The following is a 16,758-nucleotide window of genomic DNA, read 5'->3' as shown; positions in this document are numbered from 1 at the left end:
AACAATGTTAATCTTCATTTTAATAAAACACTTTTACAGTATGGTAATAATGAGTCGTTGGTTAGGCATAGACGAATTTATCGCAGTCGGTGAAGAAGGCAGCTTTACCCGCGCTGCAACCACATTAGGGGTATCCGTTGCACACATAAGCCGCCATGTAACGCAATTAGAGCAGCGCTTAAATACCCAATTATTAACGCGTACTACCCGTAAAGTTGTACTGACTAAAGAAGGCGAAGTCTTTTTACATCAAACAAAACATTTACAGCATGCAATGGACGACGCCACCGCGTTATTAGCACAACAGCAAAATGCTCCTAAAGGTAAAATTAAACTCACAGCTCCGGTTATGTATGGCGAAAGCTTCGTGATGCCAGCAGTGCATACTTTTATGCAACTGCACCCTGATGTAGAAGTGGTGATGGCGCTGAGCAATGAACAAGAAAATTTACTTGAGGGCGGCTTTGACTTAGCTATTCGCCTTGGTCATTTAAAAGACTCTAGCTTAAAAGCACGACGCTTAAGTGCACGTCATTTTGTAATTTGCTGCTCAAAAGCCTATTTAGCACGTTTTGGCGAACCTCACACATTAGCTGAATTACAGCACCATCAATGCTTAGTCGGCAACAGCAGTTATTGGCGGGTGTGCGAGCAAGGGCGTGATAAACATATCAAAATTGCGGGGCGGTTACAGTGTAATAGTGGCTGGGCGTTAGCTGATGCAGCTAAAAAGGGTCTTGGTATCATACAAGTGCCAAACTATTACATTGAGAGTGATTTAGCCACGGGTGATTTAGTGCCTATTTTAACCAATAATCAGCCAAAACCAGAAGGTGTATGGGGAGTGTATCCTCCGCGACAATTTGTTGCGACCAATGTCAGAGCATTACTCGATCACCTTATTAAATCTCTAAACTAAAAGTTTAAATAAAGCGGCTTAATTTTGATACAGCAGTTGATTTGTCGTGAATTTTTACACTTTTGCGCATACCCAATGGCGCTTTATTTATGCTAGTATGAGCGCTGAATTGGCATTAAATGTGACCATAAATAATTATGTTTCAACCTGTTAGCCTGTTTATCGGGCTGAGATACAGTCGCTCCTCGAAAGGGAACGCATTTATCTCTTTTATTTCGTTTTTCTCCATTGCCGGTATCGCCATTGGTTTAATGGCATTATTTACTGTCAGCTCAGTGATGAATGGTTTTGAAAATAACCTTAAAACCAATATGTTGGGCCTCATTCCTCATGTTGAAATTGCGTCTGATGGACAAACTCAAGCACAAATGATCCAGCTGCAAGATACCATTGTTGCGTCCAAATTTGTGAAAAGAGCGAGTTTGTATCGCCATGGTGAAGCCATTTTACAAACCAATCGCGATTTACATGGTGTGCTATTGCAAGGTTTGTACGACGATAACGCATCGCTTTATAAAATCAGCGATAAAGTTATTCAAGGCAACTGGCAAACAGTCATGACATCGCGCTATCACATTGCGGTTAGTCGTTATTTAACACGTAAACTGGGAATTGGTTTAGGTGATAAAGTGCGCGTGATCATGCCTAATGCGTCAACCTATACACCTTTAGGTCGCGTACCAAGCCAACGTTTGTTCACCGTTGCTGCCATTTATGAAACAGGTTCTGAAATTGATATGGGACTTGCTTTTACTAGCGGCGAATCGCTACAACGGGTATTAAAGTTGCCACAAACTAGTGCTCCTAATTTGAGTATTTCACTGAACGATCCTTTTCAACTAGATGCCTTTAGCGCTTCAGCTAGTGCAATTTTAAGTCAACATACAGTCACCGATTGGCGCCAGTCACAAGGTACTTTGTTTGCAGCAGTTGCAATGGAAAAACGCATTATGTCGATGCTGCTGGCGCTGATTGTATTAGTTGCGGTATTTAATATTGTCTCTGCGTTGACCATGATGGTGAGCGAAAAACAAAGTGAAGTGGCTATTTTACAAACGCTTGGCTTAACGCCGGCTCAAGTGCAGCAAGTATTTATGATCCAAGGTTTGTACAATGGTTTGATTGGCACCAGTATCGGTGCAGCCCTTGGCTTATTACTCAGTGCTTATATCAACGAAGTGCTGGCAGGCATAGGTTTAAACTTGTTAACAGGGATTGCCTTACCAGTAAAATTTGACGTAATGAGCTTATCGCTGATTGCCGTAGGCAGTATTACCATGAGCTTTTTAGCCACTTTATATCCGGCGCGTAAAGCTGCCAATGTTAGCCCAGCAGAGGTATTGCGCTATGAATGATTTAGTTATCCAATGTGAACAGTTAAGTAAAGTGTATCAAGATGGTGAAAATCACGTTGAGGTTTTAAAAGGGGTTGATTTAACCTTACAACAAGGTGAGATGCTGGCTATCGTTGGCAGCTCTGGTTCTGGTAAAAGTACTTTACTGCACATTTTGGGGACTTTGGATTCACAAAGTGCCGGTGTGGCAAAAATTAAAGGTCAACAAGTTGCTAAGCTATCACGTGCTGAGCAAGCAAAATTTCGTAATGAGCATTTAGGGTTTATTTATCAGTTCCATCATTTATTAATGGAGTTTAACGCGTTAGAAAATGTTGCGATGCCACTGTTGATCAAAGGTCTCAGCGCTAAAAAAGCCAATGCTAAAGCCCTCGTAATGCTCGATAAAGTAGGGCTATCGCACCGTAGTAGCCATAAACCATCAATGCTCTCTGGTGGAGAGCGTCAACGTGTGGCAATTGCGCGGGCATTGGTGAGCGAACCTGATTTAGTATTGGCCGATGAGCCAACAGGTAACTTAGACAAACAAAATGCGATTAAAATTTACGATTTGATCAAAGAGCTTAATAGCAGTTTGAATACCAGTTTTGTAGTGGTGACGCACGACTTAGAATTAGCCTATAAGCTGGGTAAAATTGCTTACCTTGATGATGGGAAATTGGCAATTAAAGAGGCCAGCCATGTTGCTTAGTGCCTATTTAAGTAAACGTTTTAGAGCAAGCTCCGGCAGCAGCGATGAAAAAAATGGCTTTGTTAGTTTTATTGCCAAAGCGTCAACCATTGGTATTTTACTCGGCGTTGCAGTGTTAATTGTTGCTTTGTCGGTGATCAATGGCTTTGAACAACAACTAGTACATCGCTTATTAAGCGTTGTGCCACAAGTTGAATATGTTGCGCCTAATCGTCCAATTGATAACTGGCCGGATAAAGTTCAAAAGCTCTCAGAGCAACGTGGCGTAACTGGTGCAGCACCTTTTATTAGTGTCAATGGCATGGCGCAATACAAAAGTGAACTAAAAGCGGTTGAAGTGCGAGGGGTTGATCCTGCTCTAGAAAGTGACGTATCGGCGGTTAATCAGTTTACTCATGGCAAGTTGGTCAGCCAAATAAGCGAAGACGAAATTATTTTAGGCCAACAAATTGTTAAACAGTTAGGTGTTAAGCAAGGAGAGTTAATTACCTTATTGATCCCGCAAGTTAACGAGGTAAGTACTGAGATTTTAGCACCCAAAAGGGTCACTTTAACCCTTGCGGGTATTATTGAAATGGGTGGCCCTATTGATAGTTCTGCTGCCTTCATCAATCTCAGTAAGGCGCAATCAGTACTTGGTTATGAACCACAGCAAGTAACAGGGCTTCGCTTAGCAGTAACCGATGTTTTTCAAGCGCACCAAATTGCGCTACGGGTTGGCCAAACAATTGATGATTATGTTTATATCTCTAGCTGGTTTAGAACCCAAGGTAGCTTATACCAAGATATACAAATGGTCAGAACCATTGTTTATATTGTGGTGTTTTTAATCATTGCGGTGGCAAGTTTTAATATTGTTTCGTCATTAGTGATGGAAGTACGTGAAAAACAGGCCAACATAGCGATATTAAAAACCATGGGCGCTAAAGACAGTACGATATTAGCGACCTTTATTTTACAAGGACTTAGCCAAGCATTTATTGGCGTGGTACTGGGCTCATTTATAGGTGTGATACTGGCGCTGAACATCAGTGAGCTTTTTACCCTACTGAGTCAGTTGTTAGGCTCAAACCCGCTGGAAGGGGTGTATTTTATTGAGTTTTTACCCAGTAAGCTGGTATGGCAAGATATTGTGATCACTGTTATTGTAACTTTTGTGTTGGCAGTATTAGCCACTATTTACCCTGCATGGCAGGCAACAACAGTGGATCCAGCCAAGGTGTTAGGCAACTAAGGGAAATTTATGTTTAGTTATCAAGTAGTAATTGATTATTGGTTTGATGAACTTGGTCCATCTGGTTGGTATAAAAAATCTGATGCTACAGATATTAAGATACGAGATACATTTAGTGATCTGTTGATAGCTATTACAAAAGGCGAGTATGCGTCTTGGCGAGTGACTGCCTTAGGTGCATTAGCTGAAGTGATTGTGCTTGATCAGTTTTCTCGTAATATTTACCGGGATACCCCTCACGCGTTTAGTCAAGATCCGCAAGCGTTAACATTGGCACAGTTGGCAATCGAAAAAGGCTTTGATCAATTATTACCTGTTGAGCAGCGGGTGTTTTTTTATATGCCGTTTATGCACAGCGAATCGAGCTTTATACACCAACAGGCGATGGTATTATTTAAAGGTTTGAGTAATGAAGATTATGAACTTGCCCATAAAAATATTATCGATCAGTTTGGTCGCTACCCACACCGAAATGCTATTTTAGGGCGTCAGTCCAGCGCCGAGGAAGTTGCGTTTTTAGCTCAACCAGGCTCGCAATTTTAATCAAGCTTAGGTATATAAAATAATTGTTTAATTTCAGCAGCTAAATCAGGCGAGCTAAAATCGTTGTGCAGTTTTATCTGTTCAATATTAATAGCATCAAGGCGTTGCTCACTGGCGATCAGCACAATATTTTTATATTGGTTAAATTCAATCACCACAATATGACTGAATAGACTTCGAAGTGTCGTTAGTAGAGCGATTAATTGTTGTTTATTTTTTGCAGTAAAGTTGATGCAGATCTTACCGTATGTGCTAAGTCGAGCATGACAGTCGCACAAAAATGCCTGTTTTTGTAAAAATGCTGGCTGCGATTTACCACTAAAAACATCAATTAAAATCACATCAAATTTGCGGCTACTTTGAGCAATAAATTGTTCAGCGCATTGCGCTACAATATGATTGTTGTCATTGAGGAAAAAATACTGCTTAGCTGCTTTAATTACATTCGGATTAATTTCGACAGTCGTTAATTCAAATCCGGCTTTATTAGTCACTGCTCGTTCAAAACAACCGCTGCCTAAACCTAAATTTAATATCTGTGAGGAGGGCTCGCTACAAAGCAAAAATAGCAGCATAGCTTGATTTACCGGATTACTTACTTGCTGCGGTTGTGACTTTTCCATTACACCTTGTAAAGTTAGCTCATCCCCGAGTGTAAGCCAACGATAATCAGCATTTTCAAAAATCTTTAGCGTGTCTTGCTTACTTTGGATCGTTGCTACTAGGTATGCATCGGTAGTAAATGGCGTTAAATCAATCATGCCGTTCCTTCATAATGGGGATGTTGAGCAAAACAAAAAATCAATAGGGTGACCTTGTTAACTCTGCTAAACTGTATGGCTACTCATAAGCCAGCAATACCTGCTTGGTTGTCTTATCTTACTCTGGAATTTACTTTGACTAATAATGATATTTTACGCCGCCTTCGCTATACCTTTAATTTAGCTGATACTACCATGATTGAAATTTTTGCTGCAGCAGATCATGACGTGACTCAACAACAAGTGATTGGTTGGCTAACCAGAGAAGGGGAAGAGGGTTACGTAGATCCAAGTGATACTGAGTTTGCCATTTTTTTAAATGGTTTTATTAATACAAAGCGCGGTAAGCGTGACGGTGAGCAACCAGCGCCAGAAAGTAAATTAAATAATAATATTATTTTAATGAAATTACGTATCGCATTAAATATGAAAACGGAAGACGTAATCGATGTCCTTGCCTTAACTGATTTTAGTTTGAGTAAGCATGAGTTAAGTGCATTTTCTCGAAAAGCCGATAACAAGCATTATCGTGTATGTAATGACCAAATATTACGTAACTTTTTAACTGGTTTACAGCTACAACTTCGTCCAGAGGCAAGCGGCGAATAATTTACGTGTTCATATCCGTATTTATATCGTACGGGTATGATTTTTAACCCCACTTTAAGCATCGGTGTTTTAAGCTGCTCTCTGCGTTAGTATTTAAATCTTTATTTATTCACATTTCATAAATTTATATTCTTTTTTAATGAGCGTTAATTGTTGCTCTTGCGTATCAACTCAAAAATAATTCACGTTATCGAACGTTAAATATATAGGTTTATCATGTTACAGTGTTAAAAATATTACAATTTTTAAGGCTCTTAACTAGATGACCCATAAACTTGATCACGTCTATTTTAACATCTGAGACAAGCATAACTTTTAACACGGAAGAATAATTATGAATTATATCCATGATACCATTGCACATTTAAAACAAACTAGCCCAGCACAATGCGAATTTTATCAAGCCGTTGAAGAAGTGCTTGAATCACTTGAACCTATTCTTGAAAACTCAGCCGACTATCAAAAAAATGCGATTATTCAACGTCTAGTCGAACCTGAACGTCAAATTATGTTTAGAGTCCCCTGGGTTGATGATGACGGTAACATTCATGTCAATAAAGGCTATCGAATTGAATTTAACTCAAGCTTAGGTCCATACAAAGGTGGTTTACGTTTCCATCCAAGTGTAAATGCCAGCATCATAAAATTTTTAGGGTTTGAGCAAATTTTTAAAAATGCGTTAACTGGCTTACCGATTGGTGGTGGTAAAGGCGGCGCAAACTTTGATCCTAAGGGCCGCTCTGACAGCGAAATAATGCGTTTTTGCCAATCATTTATCAACGAGCTGTATCGTCATATCGGCCCAACCACCGATGTACCTGCGGGTGATATTGGCGTTGGGGCACGCGAAATAGGCTATATGTTTGGTCAATATAAACGGTTGACCGGACGTTACGACGGTGCGTTTACCGGCAAAAGTTTATTGTGGGGTGGATCATTGGCTCGAAAAGAAGCGACAGGATATGGCGCTGTTTATTTTGCCAATTACATGTTGCAAGACAATGATGACTCACTTAAAGGTAAGCGCTGTTTAGTTTCTGGTGCCGGGAACGTGGCAATTTACGCGATGGAAAAACTTTATCAATTAGAGGCAAAACCTATCACTTGCAGTGATTCAAGCGGTACGCTGTATCATGAATCAGGTATTGATGTTGCACTTGTTAAAAAGCTTAAAGAAGGTGCGCGTGAAAGTTTAGCTGTCTATTTAGAAACCCACAGCGATGCGAAGTATATTGCTTGTGCAGATTACCCAAGTGATGGACATGCGGTATGGCGTTTTGTTGCTGATGCTGCTTTTCCCTGTGCGACGCAAAATGAGTTAACTGAAGCTGATGCGCGAACGTTAATAAGCAATGGCTGTATATTAGTTTGTGAAGGCGCAAATATGCCAAGTACTAAAGAAGCGGTCGATGTGTTGCTTGCTGCTAAAATAGCCTATGGCCCTGGCAAAGCAGCTAATGCGGGTGGTGTTGCGACGAGCCAATTAGAGATGGCGCAAAATGCCAGTATGCAAATGTGGACATTCGAAGAGGTCGATACTAAGCTGCAACAAATAATGAAAAATATCTTTGATACTGCAAGTAATACAGCCGCTGAATTTGATCAACCTGGTAATTTAGTGTTAGGTGCTAATATTGCTGCTTTTCGTCGTGTAGCAGATGCTATGATTGAGCAAGGTGTTGTTTAACAAACGATAGTCTTAATGTACATGAGCCCACTATATTGGTGGTGGGTTTTTTATTGACGTATATTTGTTCATATCGCGATTATTATCCCGTTTATCTAACCAATCAGTGATTGAACGAGTTAAACAGGTGTTGGTCTCAAAATTATTTGCAGCAGGTAACTGCTCACGTATTGTATATTTATCAAATAATAAAGAGCATCAACACTATGTCTGATCATAAAACCTATCAGCTATCGACCCTCAAGCCCGCAATTTTAATAACTACATTGTTTATTTCAACAAGCACCTTGGCCGCTGAGCTAAATTATCAAGATCAAACCAAGCTTCATGATATTGCCGCTGATGTTTCAGCAACACGTATTGGCAGTGATATCCAAACACTTGTTGATTTTGGCACTCGTCATACGTTATCAGATACGAAATCAAACACCCGAGGAATTGGTGCAGCTCGGCGTTGGATCAAGGCTGAGTTTGAGAAAATTTCTCAGCAATGCGGTGGCTGTTTAGAAGTAATAGAAGTTAAAGATACCATTTCTGGCGAAAAGCGTATTCCAAATCCTGTTGAAGTGGTGAATATTATTGCTATTCAGCGCGGTACTGATCAGCCAAACCGGATGGTGATGATGTCGGGCGATATTGATTCACGGGTCAGCGATGTAATGGATTTTACCAGCGACGCACCAGGGGCGAATGATAATGCATCGGGTGTTGCTGGGGTGATTGAATCAGCTCGCGTGTTATCTAAATATAAATTTAATGGCTCAATTGTTTATGCCGCGCTTTCAGGCGAAGAGCAAGGACTGTTTGGTGGTAAAATTTTAGCCGACTATGCACAAAAGCAAGGCTGGCAAGTACACGGTGTACTCAATAATGACATGATTGGTAATATTACTGGTATTAATGGCGTTACTGATAACACGACTGCACGTATTTTCTCTGAAGGTACGCGGGTTATCGAAACCAAAGAGCAAGCGCATAAACGCCGTTTTACCGGTGGCGAGGTCGATTCAGCTAGTCGTAATTTAGCCCGTTATATCGATACCATTGCCGATCGCTATATTCCCAATCTTGACACATTGCTAGTTTATCGACTCGATCGCTTTGGTCGAGGAGGGCATCATCGCCCGTTTAACGACATGGGTTATGCTGCTGTAAGAGTAATGGAAACGAACGAAAATTATAACCATCAACATCAAGACTTACGCACTGAGGATGGTATTGTTTATGGTGATACCATTGATGGCGTTGATTTTGATTATACCGCAAAATTAACAGCGCTTAATGCGGTAAGTTTAGCGTCAATGGCATGGGCACCTGCACCACCTAATAACGTTGAAATATCAGGTGCTGTGCAACCTAGTACGACCTTAAAATGGCAAAAAAATAATGATAAAACGACCACGGGGTACAGACTCTATTGGCGTTATACCAGTGAACCACAATGGCAATTTAGCCGCTATGTGGGTGATGTAAGTGAAGCGACTCTTAAAAATGTAGTCATTGATAATTATTATTTTGGGGTTGCTGCGGTTAATAAAGACGGTATTGAATCACCGGTGGTTTTCCCTGGCGATGTAGGTGCGTTTGAGCAAACACTAAAGTAATGTGTAGCGTCTGATATTCAAGCGTAATATAGTTGCGCTTGAATATCAGGCAAGACAATTTAGTAGCGGACTTCGCAATTGAACAGCAATAGTTGTATTTTATGTTGACCTTAGTTTATGAAAGTACACTTTTCATACAATAATTTCAGTGAATACTTGAAGTTAATGGCTTTTTCGTATTATGGTGGAGTTAAATGTGAATTAGTTGACAGTGTATGAACCTATTTTTGCTGATTGCAGGCAGCTTGAGTGCTTTAGCCGCACTCGCTCACCTTGGTTGTATTGTTTTTGGTGCGCCGTGGTATCGCTTTTTCGGTGCTGGTGAGCACATGGCAATGCTCGCAGAGCAGGGCAAGTTGACGCCTTCGCTGATCACTTTCTTCATCGCTTTTGTATTAAGCGTTTGGTCGTTATATGCTTTTTCTGCCGCGGGTTTGTTCAAACAGCTACCTTTCATACGCTTTGTGTTAGTTGTGGTAACTGCGATTTATTTGTTTCGCGGTATTGCAGGATTATATTTAATGACTAATCCGCTAGGACGCAGTGAGATGTTTTGGCTTTGCAGCTCGATCATTTGTTTACTGATTGGCGGCTTTCATTTTATAGGATTAAAACAACAATGGCTGGTTTTATCAGTTAAATATTAGCAAGGAAGGAAGCAATGTCTTTATTTGTATCGACGGATTTTAACCCCCCAGAAGCGCTGCAAACAACTGCGTTTTATTTTACCCCATTAAATGAGCAGGTAGTCGAGCTTGATTTTACTGCTGTAATGTCAAGTGTGCCGCAGCTAAAAGGTATATTCGCCACCAAGCCTGATTGGCCAAAAGCCGATATGACCCTTGAAGAGAATCGTCAAAGCTTAGCTCAACATGCCGCAGAGTTTAACGAAAAAAAAGCATTTGCTTATGCGATATTAAACTCGAAAAAAACACGCTGCCTAGGCTCAGTGTATATTGATCCTGGGGTGAACAATGAATTCGATAGTGAGATTACTTTTTGGCTACGTAATGATAGTCAGGAATTAAATAATACCTTACGGTTATGCATCTTACATTGGCTCGCTGAGCATTGGCCATTTGAACGAGTACGATTAATTTCAACTAGGTATCAGGCAAGCTTTAGTTTGTAATACCAAAAGTTTATAACGCAATACAGGTCATACTCATTAGCGGATGTGTTGTGTTAGCTGGCTGATAACGTACTGCGGTTTGTTATCTGTGTCAGTGCTGTTAATCCGGATAGAGCATTTGCCGAAATTACATTATCAAAGCTGTTGTTATGTGTTCTCAGCTGTTGTATTTAAATCAGGCATAAGGTTAAGTCTGTTATGGATCGCGTGATGAACAAACGAAAGCTTAGTGCGTACCGCCTGTGTTAAAACAAATGGATAAGCATCAGCTAAGCCCATGCTGCGATTTAACGAATTTAAAATAATCGAAAATTCCATCCAGCTATCCAACATTACTGAGATTGATGTTTGGCTATTAAAGTAATACGAGTTTTGCGGTAGCCTTAACTCATCAGTGTCCTCAACTTCAAATTCATTACCGAGTGTAGAACCGGTAATAGAGAAATTTTTTGCTGTCTCTAAAGTATCAATAATATGCATGTAGTGCGCCCAAGTTTCTGCCCAGTCTTCAAAAGGGTGCATGGTGGCGTATTCACTAATATAGTTTTCATGCCAATTAGCAGGAGCGCCATTTTTATAATGGGCATCAATCGCTTGTTGGTAATCTAAAGAATCATCGCCAAAATATTGTTTACATAAAGCATGTTTTTGCGGTGAATTTGCAATTAACTGGTCAAAATAATAATGCCCTAACTCATGACGAAAATGACCAAGCAAAGTGCGATAGCGCTCACCCATAGCATGCTTTGTTTGTGAGCGAGCGACATCATCAGCTTCAGCCAAATTAATTGTAATATGGCCGCAGTTATGGCCAGTAAAAACATTTTCTTGACCTGCTAATTTAGTCACGAAATGGTCATTAACACTGCGGTCGGTTATAAAATCAAAACTAAGGCCACCTTCGGCATCTTGGCTGAGGTTATTTAATGGTAAAGAAAGCGCTTTAAGTGTATACAATGCTCGGCGTTTTGCTGTTTCCATTTTGGTCCAAAGTGGAATGTGTTGATTAATACTTAGATCTGGGATTGTTTCATTAAACCGACATGCGAAACACAGCACTTCTTCTGTGTCTGGCGCTGGTACAAAACTGTCGATATCAACCATGCCATTGCATGCCTTATAGTGTGCATTGTTATCACATTTTTGATAGGGCACATCAGGGGCTGACGCTTTGTAATATAAGCCCGTTGTGTCATTAAATTCGTAGGGTTCTACAAGGTTAAAATTGTCATCAATACCAACAGTTTTGCCACAGGCAAGGCAGTGACTACTTTCAAAAAACAATATTTGATTATCTTTGCAGTTACATTTAAACGTTTTCATATTTTTTACCGTATCCGTTGATAAATACAATGACAAATTATTCAGTGAACAGACTTACATTAGCTATATTGCTAACAAATTATAAAGTTAGCAAATTATAAAATTAATAAGCCTGAGATTACTTGCCGTTAAATTCGTTGCAATAAATCTGATTTTTTCTCATTAAACTCAGCATCAGTGAGTGCGCCTAAATCACGTAATTGTGCTAATTTTTCAATAATGTCGAGGGTTTCATTCACTGAGTATTGCGAAGCATTAATAGCTGTCGACTCGCTACTCATCATTTTATCATTTGAGCCTGTCTCAGGGGGGGATTGCTGTTGTTTTGCAAAGTCTGTTGATTGGGCAAAGTTGGTATTGTGACTTGAATGTGTCTGAGTGAAGCTATCATCAGCAATCACTGGCAAACTATTTACGCTAATGTTTCCCCACTGGCTACTAAAGGTAAGCGATATATCGTTGCCTTGTTGCTGGCTTACTCCCCCGATCTGGTGATCGAGCGTATCATAGAGTGTGACCTGACCATTTTTTTCAATGGCTAAGCGATTAGGAAAAACAGCATAACGGGTGTTGTTTTGTGAACCGGTACTCGATGGATTACCTAAATTAACTGGCCACCACTGGTTGCTACCTAAAGTACCGGCAGGAATGACGGGGAAAACTTGGTTGTTTGCTAAAATAGTGGCAAGTTCGTTACATAAGTTATCAACGGTGTTTTTCAAGCCATTATTGAACATGTCTCCTACCATTGTCATTCCACCGCGCATCCATTGACCTGAGCCGCCAAGCTCTGGGCAATTAAACTGCGCCATTGAACCGCCGCCATTATTTACTGCAACTAACATATGTACTACTGCCTCATAACTTAAACCATAGCGGGCAGATATTCCTTTAACCAAGTTGTCACCAATGTTTGTTAATGTTTGCATAAATAGCGTCCTTAATATGAAGATAGGCGGGATGTGTATTACGTCATGATCTAACTGTGAACAATCTACCTTAAGCATTGATGCTAATAATAAATTAGCAAAATAAAATGCCAACATTGCTTGTTTAAAGACACTAAGCTTGCTAGTTTGGCTTTCAGGGCGATTAAAAATCAAACTACTATAACACTGTTAAGAAGCTTAATCGTGGTTTTATTGTGAACTATTTTTTAAGTTCGTTTTAGCGAAGCATTTAGCTGGTGTTGTGATTAATTGGGACTTTTTTCTATTTAATCGCTAGAAAAAACAGGCATGCTTTATTGGTGAATTACATAAAATAATAAGCGCTGTGTGATTTTTAATACTTAGCTTTGTGCTAATTTGGTGCGAATGTCGCACCAAATAATTCTTCACAGCGCTCGCTCTTTGATTCTAAACAGTCAATAGTGACCAATATATAGGCTAACAGCCTAATTTTATTATGTAATCTATATGGAATGTATATTGCTTAAATAGCAGGCAGGTAGTAGTAAGTTATACTTAAATGGCTATACAAAAAATTAAAGAGGGATTAATCGATGACAATTACTGTTGGTATAGCGCACCATACTCAATACAAGTACGACCGCCCAGTAAATATGGGGCCGCATATTTTCCGCTTACGTCCAGCACCGCATAGCCGAACTAAAATTAAAAGCTATTCATTAAAAATAGTGCCGGAAGATCATTACATCAATTGGCAGCAAGACCCTTTTGGTAATTATCAGGCAAGAGTGGTATTTAATAGCCCCACAACTGAGTTTAGTTTTACTGTTGATTTAGTGGCTGAAATGACGGTAATTAATCCGTTTGATTTCTTTTTAGAAGAATATGCTGAAGAGTTTCCATTTGAATACGATAAAGTCGCAAAGGCTGAGCTTAATCCCTATTTAAAAAAACGTAAGGCGAGTCCTAAGTTTTTAGAATTGATTGATTCGTTACGTCCGGAAAAACCAATCAGAAGTGTTGATTTTTTAGTTGCGGTCAATCAGTCAATTTATAATCTTGTTGGCTACGGCATTCGTTTAGAGCCTGGAGTTCAAACGGCGAACGAAACCATCACAAAAAAAACCGGTTCATGTCGAGATTCTGCGTGGTTGTTAGTACAACTGTTTCGTCATTTAGGTTTGGCTGCTCGTTTTGTATCTGGTTATTTAATTCAACTTACATCAGATCAAAAATCACTTGATGGCCCAAGTGGTCCTGATGAAGATTTTACTGATTTACACGCATGGACTGAAGTATATATTCCAGGCGCAGGTTGGATCGGGCTTGATCCTACCTCCGGCTTATTTGCTGGCGAAGGCCATATTCCGCTTGCGTGCACACCTGAACCTAGCTCAGCAGCACCTGTCTCTGGTGGCATAGATAAGTGCGAATCAGAATTTAGTTTTTATAACAAAGTAACGCGCGTACATGAAGACCCTCGCGTTACAAAGCCATATTCAGAAACACAATGGGCTGCAATAAACCGCTTGGGTCAGCAAGTTGATGATGTATATGTTAAGGAAGGTGTTCATTTAACAATGGGCGGTGAGCCGACGTTTATTTCTATTGATGATATGGAACATCCCCAATGGAACACAGAAGCCGACGGTAAAGAAAAACGAGTGTTAGCACAAAGCTTATTTATTGCGATGAACAAAGCATATACCAAAGGTGGCTTTACACATTATGGGCAAGGTAAATGGTATCCGGGAGAGTCACTGCCTCGCTGGCAATATGCATGTTATTGGCGAAAAGACGGTGAAGCTTTGTGGCAAGATGCCAGTTTATTAGCTGATCCCAATAAAGATTATAAATTAGACCACACAGATACCAAGCGTTTTACAGAACAGCTATGTGCAGAAATAGGCCTTGAAACCAAGGCTATCACTACAGCCTATGAAGATATTTTATATCATTTATGGCAAGAGGCATCGTTACCCAAAGAGGTGGGGCCTAAACAGCCTGAACTTCTTAGTGCAATGAGCCGTAAAGGCTTTTTAGCTAAAATGGAACAAGGTATTGAAAAGCCTGTTGGTTATGCATTGCCGCTGCAGTTTAATCAAGCGAAACATTGCTGGCAGTCATGCAAATGGGAATTTAAACGCGAATACTGTTTTTTATTACCAGGTGAATCACCCCTTGGTTATAGATTACCGCTTGATAGCCTTGAGTGGACAAGCAACATTATTGAGCGAGATCCGTTTGATATTCCAGATAACTTTACAAAAGCTAAAAAACTGCAAAAAGGCTTTATTGGTCAACAAATGATCAAAACCGCAATGGCATTGGAAGTAAGAGAAGGGCGGTTGTACATCTTTATGCCCCCAACGAGCCATTTTGAACATTATATGTCGCTATTAAATGCGATTGAAAGCACCGCAAAAGCCCTGCAAATCCCAGTTGTTATTGAAGGCTATAGCCCGCCTAAAGATAGTCGTGTAGAAAAATACGCCGTGACACCTGATCCAGGTGTCATTGAAGTGAACATCCACCCATCTTCGTCATGGCAGCAATTGGTAGATAGAACAACGACACTTTACGATCTAGCCAAACAAGCACGTTTAGGAACAGATAAGTTTATGGCGGACGGTCGTCATACCGGCACCGGGGGGGGTAATCATGTCACTTTAGGTGGTGAAACGCCGCAGCAAAGCCCGTTCTTACGACGCCCAGATATTTTAAGAAGTTTTATTACTTATTGGCAGCACCATCCTGGATTATCTTATTTATTTTCAGGTTTATTTATTGGCCCTACAAGCCAAGCACCTCGTGTGGATGAAGCACGTGATGAGTTGCTCTATGAGCTTGAAATCGCATTTTCACATATGCCTGAAGGGGAAGTACCTGAGCCATGGCTCGTTGATCGTTTGTTACGCAACTTACTTGTTGATTTAACAGGTAATACACACAGGGCGGAGTTTTGTATTGATAAGCTATATTCACCCGATTCAGCAACAGGACGACTAGGTATTGTCGAGTTTAGGGGGTTTGAAATGCCACCTCACTCACAAATGAGCTTAGTGCAAATGTTGTTATTACGGACTTTATTAGCTTGGTTTTGGAAAAAGCCTTATCACAAACCGTTGATCCGTTGGGGCACCGAATTACATGATAAATTTTTATTACCTCAGTATGTTGAAAATGATTTAGCTGAGGTTGTTAGAGATCTGCAGCAAGCTGGTTTTGCATTCCAAGTAAGTTGGCTAAACCCATTTTTTGAGTTTAGGTTCCCTGTTTGCGGCACCCGAGAACTCGATGATGTGACGTTAGAGCTTAGAACCGCGATTGAACCTTGGCATGTACTGGGTGAAGAAGCCAGTGCATCTGGTACTGCTCGGTATGTTGATTCGTCATTAGAACGCGTGCAAATCAAAGTAATTGGCACAATGAGTGACCGCTATATCGTTACATGTAATGGCCGACGCGTGCCGCTTAAAATTGTTAAAGGCAAAGCGAAAGATGAAATGGTTGCCGGAATCCGTTACCGTGCATGGCAGCCACCAACAGCGCTGCATCCTACAATTGGTGTACATGCACCGTTAGTATTTGATCTGATCGATACCTGGGAAGGCCGCTCAATGGGTGGTTTTGTCTACCATGTTAGTCATGCTGGTGGGCGAAATCCAGAAACATTACCCGTTAATGCATTTGAAGCTGAAGGGCGAAGGGTTGCACGATTTTGGGAGCATGGTCACACACCATCATTATTAGCATCTGATCAGCCTAGTTGGAGCCCATCGGCTGCGACACGAAGCTTTGAATCAGCACAATCGGTGAGTGAATTTGTTGTTCCCGATGAAGAAAATACTAATTCAGATTACCCTAATACGCTCGATCTAAGAAGGCAGCCTAAGTTCAAATAAATGATATTTTTGGGTTGTTAATTGTATGACTCCACTTTGACATTACGCAAAGTAGAGTCATTATTTAACAGACGCTTTTGTTAA

General features: G+C 40.5%; 14 protein-coding genes. 11 read left to right on the top strand and 3 right to left on the bottom strand.

The window, feature by feature from the left end; translation table 11 throughout:
- The first annotated feature begins 49 nt into the window (after window positions 1-49).
- The 5 genes from PSR9079_RS16855 (at window position 50) to PSR9079_RS16835 (ending at window position 4,742) form a co-directional block, all read left to right on the top strand.
- A complete protein-coding gene (locus tag PSR9079_RS16855; protein ID WP_179959209.1) occupies window positions 50-919 on the top strand; it encodes a LysR family transcriptional regulator in 870 nt (289 codons plus the stop codon).
- Window positions 920-1,056: 137 nt separating this feature from the next.
- Window positions 1,057-2,274, top strand: coding sequence for a lipoprotein-releasing ABC transporter permease subunit (locus PSR9079_RS16850; RefSeq protein ID WP_145233153.1), 1,218 nt, complete (start codon window positions 1,057-1,059; stop codon window positions 2,272-2,274).
- Window positions 2,267-2,965, top strand: a complete 699-nt coding sequence (gene lolD, locus PSR9079_RS16845; protein ID WP_149982517.1) for a lipoprotein-releasing ABC transporter ATP-binding protein LolD — start codon at window positions 2,267-2,269, stop codon at window positions 2,963-2,965. The genes PSR9079_RS16850 and lolD overlap by 8 nt, the downstream gene beginning before the upstream one ends.
- Complete coding sequence (locus tag PSR9079_RS16840) at window positions 2,955-4,199, top strand: lipoprotein-releasing ABC transporter permease subunit (RefSeq protein ID WP_149982516.1); 1,245 nt, start codon at window positions 2,955-2,957, stop codon at window positions 4,197-4,199. The genes lolD and PSR9079_RS16840 overlap by 11 nt, the downstream gene beginning before the upstream one ends.
- Window positions 4,200-4,208: 9 nt before the next feature.
- Complete coding sequence (locus tag PSR9079_RS16835; protein WP_149982515.1) at window positions 4,209-4,742, top strand: DUF924 family protein; 534 nt, start codon at window positions 4,209-4,211, stop codon at window positions 4,740-4,742.
- Here PSR9079_RS16835 and PSR9079_RS16830 read toward each other — a convergent pair.
- Complete coding sequence (locus tag PSR9079_RS16830) at window positions 4,739-5,503, bottom strand: spermidine synthase (protein ID WP_149982514.1); 765 nt, start codon at window positions 5,501-5,503, stop codon at window positions 4,739-4,741. The two genes, PSR9079_RS16835 and PSR9079_RS16830, sit on opposite strands and share 4 nt — an antisense overlap.
- Window positions 5,504-5,638: 135 nt before the next feature.
- Between PSR9079_RS16830 and PSR9079_RS16825 the strand changes: the two genes are divergently transcribed.
- The 5 genes from PSR9079_RS16825 to PSR9079_RS16805 all read left to right on the top strand — a co-directional run bounded on the left by PSR9079_RS16825 (window position 5,639) and on the right by PSR9079_RS16805 (window position 10,535).
- The gene (locus tag PSR9079_RS16825; protein WP_145233406.1) at window positions 5,639-6,112 is read left to right on the top strand and encodes a YehS family protein; all 474 of its coding nucleotides are present in this window, start codon (window positions 5,639-5,641) and stop codon (window positions 6,110-6,112) included.
- Window positions 6,113-6,446: 334 nt separating this feature from the next.
- Window positions 6,447-7,799, top strand: coding sequence for an NADP-specific glutamate dehydrogenase (gene gdhA / locus PSR9079_RS16820; protein ID WP_149982513.1), 1,353 nt, complete (start codon window positions 6,447-6,449; stop codon window positions 7,797-7,799).
- Between the two features lie 206 nt (window positions 7,800-8,005).
- Complete coding sequence (locus PSR9079_RS16815) at window positions 8,006-9,403, top strand: M28 family peptidase (protein WP_149982512.1); 1,398 nt, start codon at window positions 8,006-8,008, stop codon at window positions 9,401-9,403.
- Window positions 9,404-9,618: 215 nt separating this feature from the next.
- Complete coding sequence (locus tag PSR9079_RS16810; protein WP_149982511.1) at window positions 9,619-10,050, top strand: hypothetical protein; 432 nt, start codon at window positions 9,619-9,621, stop codon at window positions 10,048-10,050.
- Window positions 10,051-10,064: 14 nt separating this feature from the next.
- Window positions 10,065-10,535, top strand: a complete 471-nt coding sequence (locus tag PSR9079_RS16805; RefSeq protein WP_149982510.1) for a hypothetical protein — start codon at window positions 10,065-10,067, stop codon at window positions 10,533-10,535.
- A 147-nt stretch (window positions 10,536-10,682) separates the two neighbouring features.
- Here PSR9079_RS16805 and PSR9079_RS16800 read toward each other — a convergent pair whose 3' ends face one another.
- Complete coding sequence (locus tag PSR9079_RS16800; protein WP_149982509.1) at window positions 10,683-11,858, bottom strand: zinc-binding metallopeptidase family protein; 1,176 nt, start codon at window positions 11,856-11,858, stop codon at window positions 10,683-10,685.
- A gap of 128 nt (window positions 11,859-11,986) precedes the next feature.
- Window positions 11,987-12,787 carry an SHOCT domain-containing protein gene (locus PSR9079_RS16795; RefSeq protein WP_149982508.1) on the bottom strand — a complete coding sequence of 267 codons (801 nt, stop codon included), beginning with the start codon at window positions 12,785-12,787 and terminating at the stop codon, window positions 11,987-11,989.
- A gap of 575 nt (window positions 12,788-13,362) precedes the next feature.
- Between PSR9079_RS16795 and PSR9079_RS16790 the strand changes: the two genes are divergently transcribed.
- Entirely contained in the window at window positions 13,363-16,674 is a 3,312-nt protein-coding gene (locus PSR9079_RS16790) for a transglutaminase family protein (protein WP_145233164.1), read from the top strand.
- The last annotated feature ends 84 nt before the right edge of the window (window positions 16,675-16,758 follow it).

Source organism: Pseudoalteromonas rhizosphaerae (genome assembly GCF_902498845.1).
GTDB lineage: Bacteria > Pseudomonadota > Gammaproteobacteria > Enterobacterales > Alteromonadaceae > Pseudoalteromonas > Pseudoalteromonas rhizosphaerae.
Note: the sequence above shows the minus strand (reverse complement) of the source record. Positions and strands in the feature narration are given on the sequence as shown.

Bases quoted from the DNA above. Each gene is read 5' to 3' on its own strand.
- PSR9079_RS16800 (WP_149982509.1), bottom strand. From the start codon at position 11,858: ATGAAAACGTTTAAATGTAACTGCAAAGATAATCAAATATTGTTTTTT.
- PSR9079_RS16795 (WP_149982508.1), bottom strand. From the start codon at position 12,787: ATGCAAACATTAACAAACATTGGTGACAACTTGGTTAAAGGAATATCT.
- PSR9079_RS16815 (WP_149982512.1), top strand. From the start codon at position 8,006: ATGTCTGATCATAAAACCTATCAGCTATCGACCCTCAAGCCCGCAATT.
- PSR9079_RS16830 (WP_149982514.1), bottom strand. From the start codon at position 5,503: ATGATTGATTTAACGCCATTTACTACCGATGCATACCTAGTAGCAACG.
- PSR9079_RS16805 (WP_149982510.1), top strand. From the start codon at position 10,065: ATGTCTTTATTTGTATCGACGGATTTTAACCCCCCAGAAGCGCTGCAA.
- PSR9079_RS16790 (WP_145233164.1), top strand. From the start codon at position 13,363: ATGACAATTACTGTTGGTATAGCGCACCATACTCAATACAAGTACGAC.
- gdhA (WP_149982513.1), top strand. From the start codon at position 6,447: ATGAATTATATCCATGATACCATTGCACATTTAAAACAAACTAGCCCA.
- PSR9079_RS16835 (WP_149982515.1), top strand. From the start codon at position 4,209: ATGTTTAGTTATCAAGTAGTAATTGATTATTGGTTTGATGAACTTGGT.
- PSR9079_RS16810 (WP_149982511.1), top strand. From the start codon at position 9,619: ATGAACCTATTTTTGCTGATTGCAGGCAGCTTGAGTGCTTTAGCCGCA.
- PSR9079_RS16855 (WP_179959209.1), top strand. From the start codon at position 50: ATGAGTCGTTGGTTAGGCATAGACGAATTTATCGCAGTCGGTGAAGAA.
- PSR9079_RS16850 (WP_145233153.1), top strand. From the start codon at position 1,057: ATGTTTCAACCTGTTAGCCTGTTTATCGGGCTGAGATACAGTCGCTCC.
- PSR9079_RS16840 (WP_149982516.1), top strand. From the start codon at position 2,955: ATGTTGCTTAGTGCCTATTTAAGTAAACGTTTTAGAGCAAGCTCCGGC.
- lolD (WP_149982517.1), top strand. From the start codon at position 2,267: ATGAATGATTTAGTTATCCAATGTGAACAGTTAAGTAAAGTGTATCAA.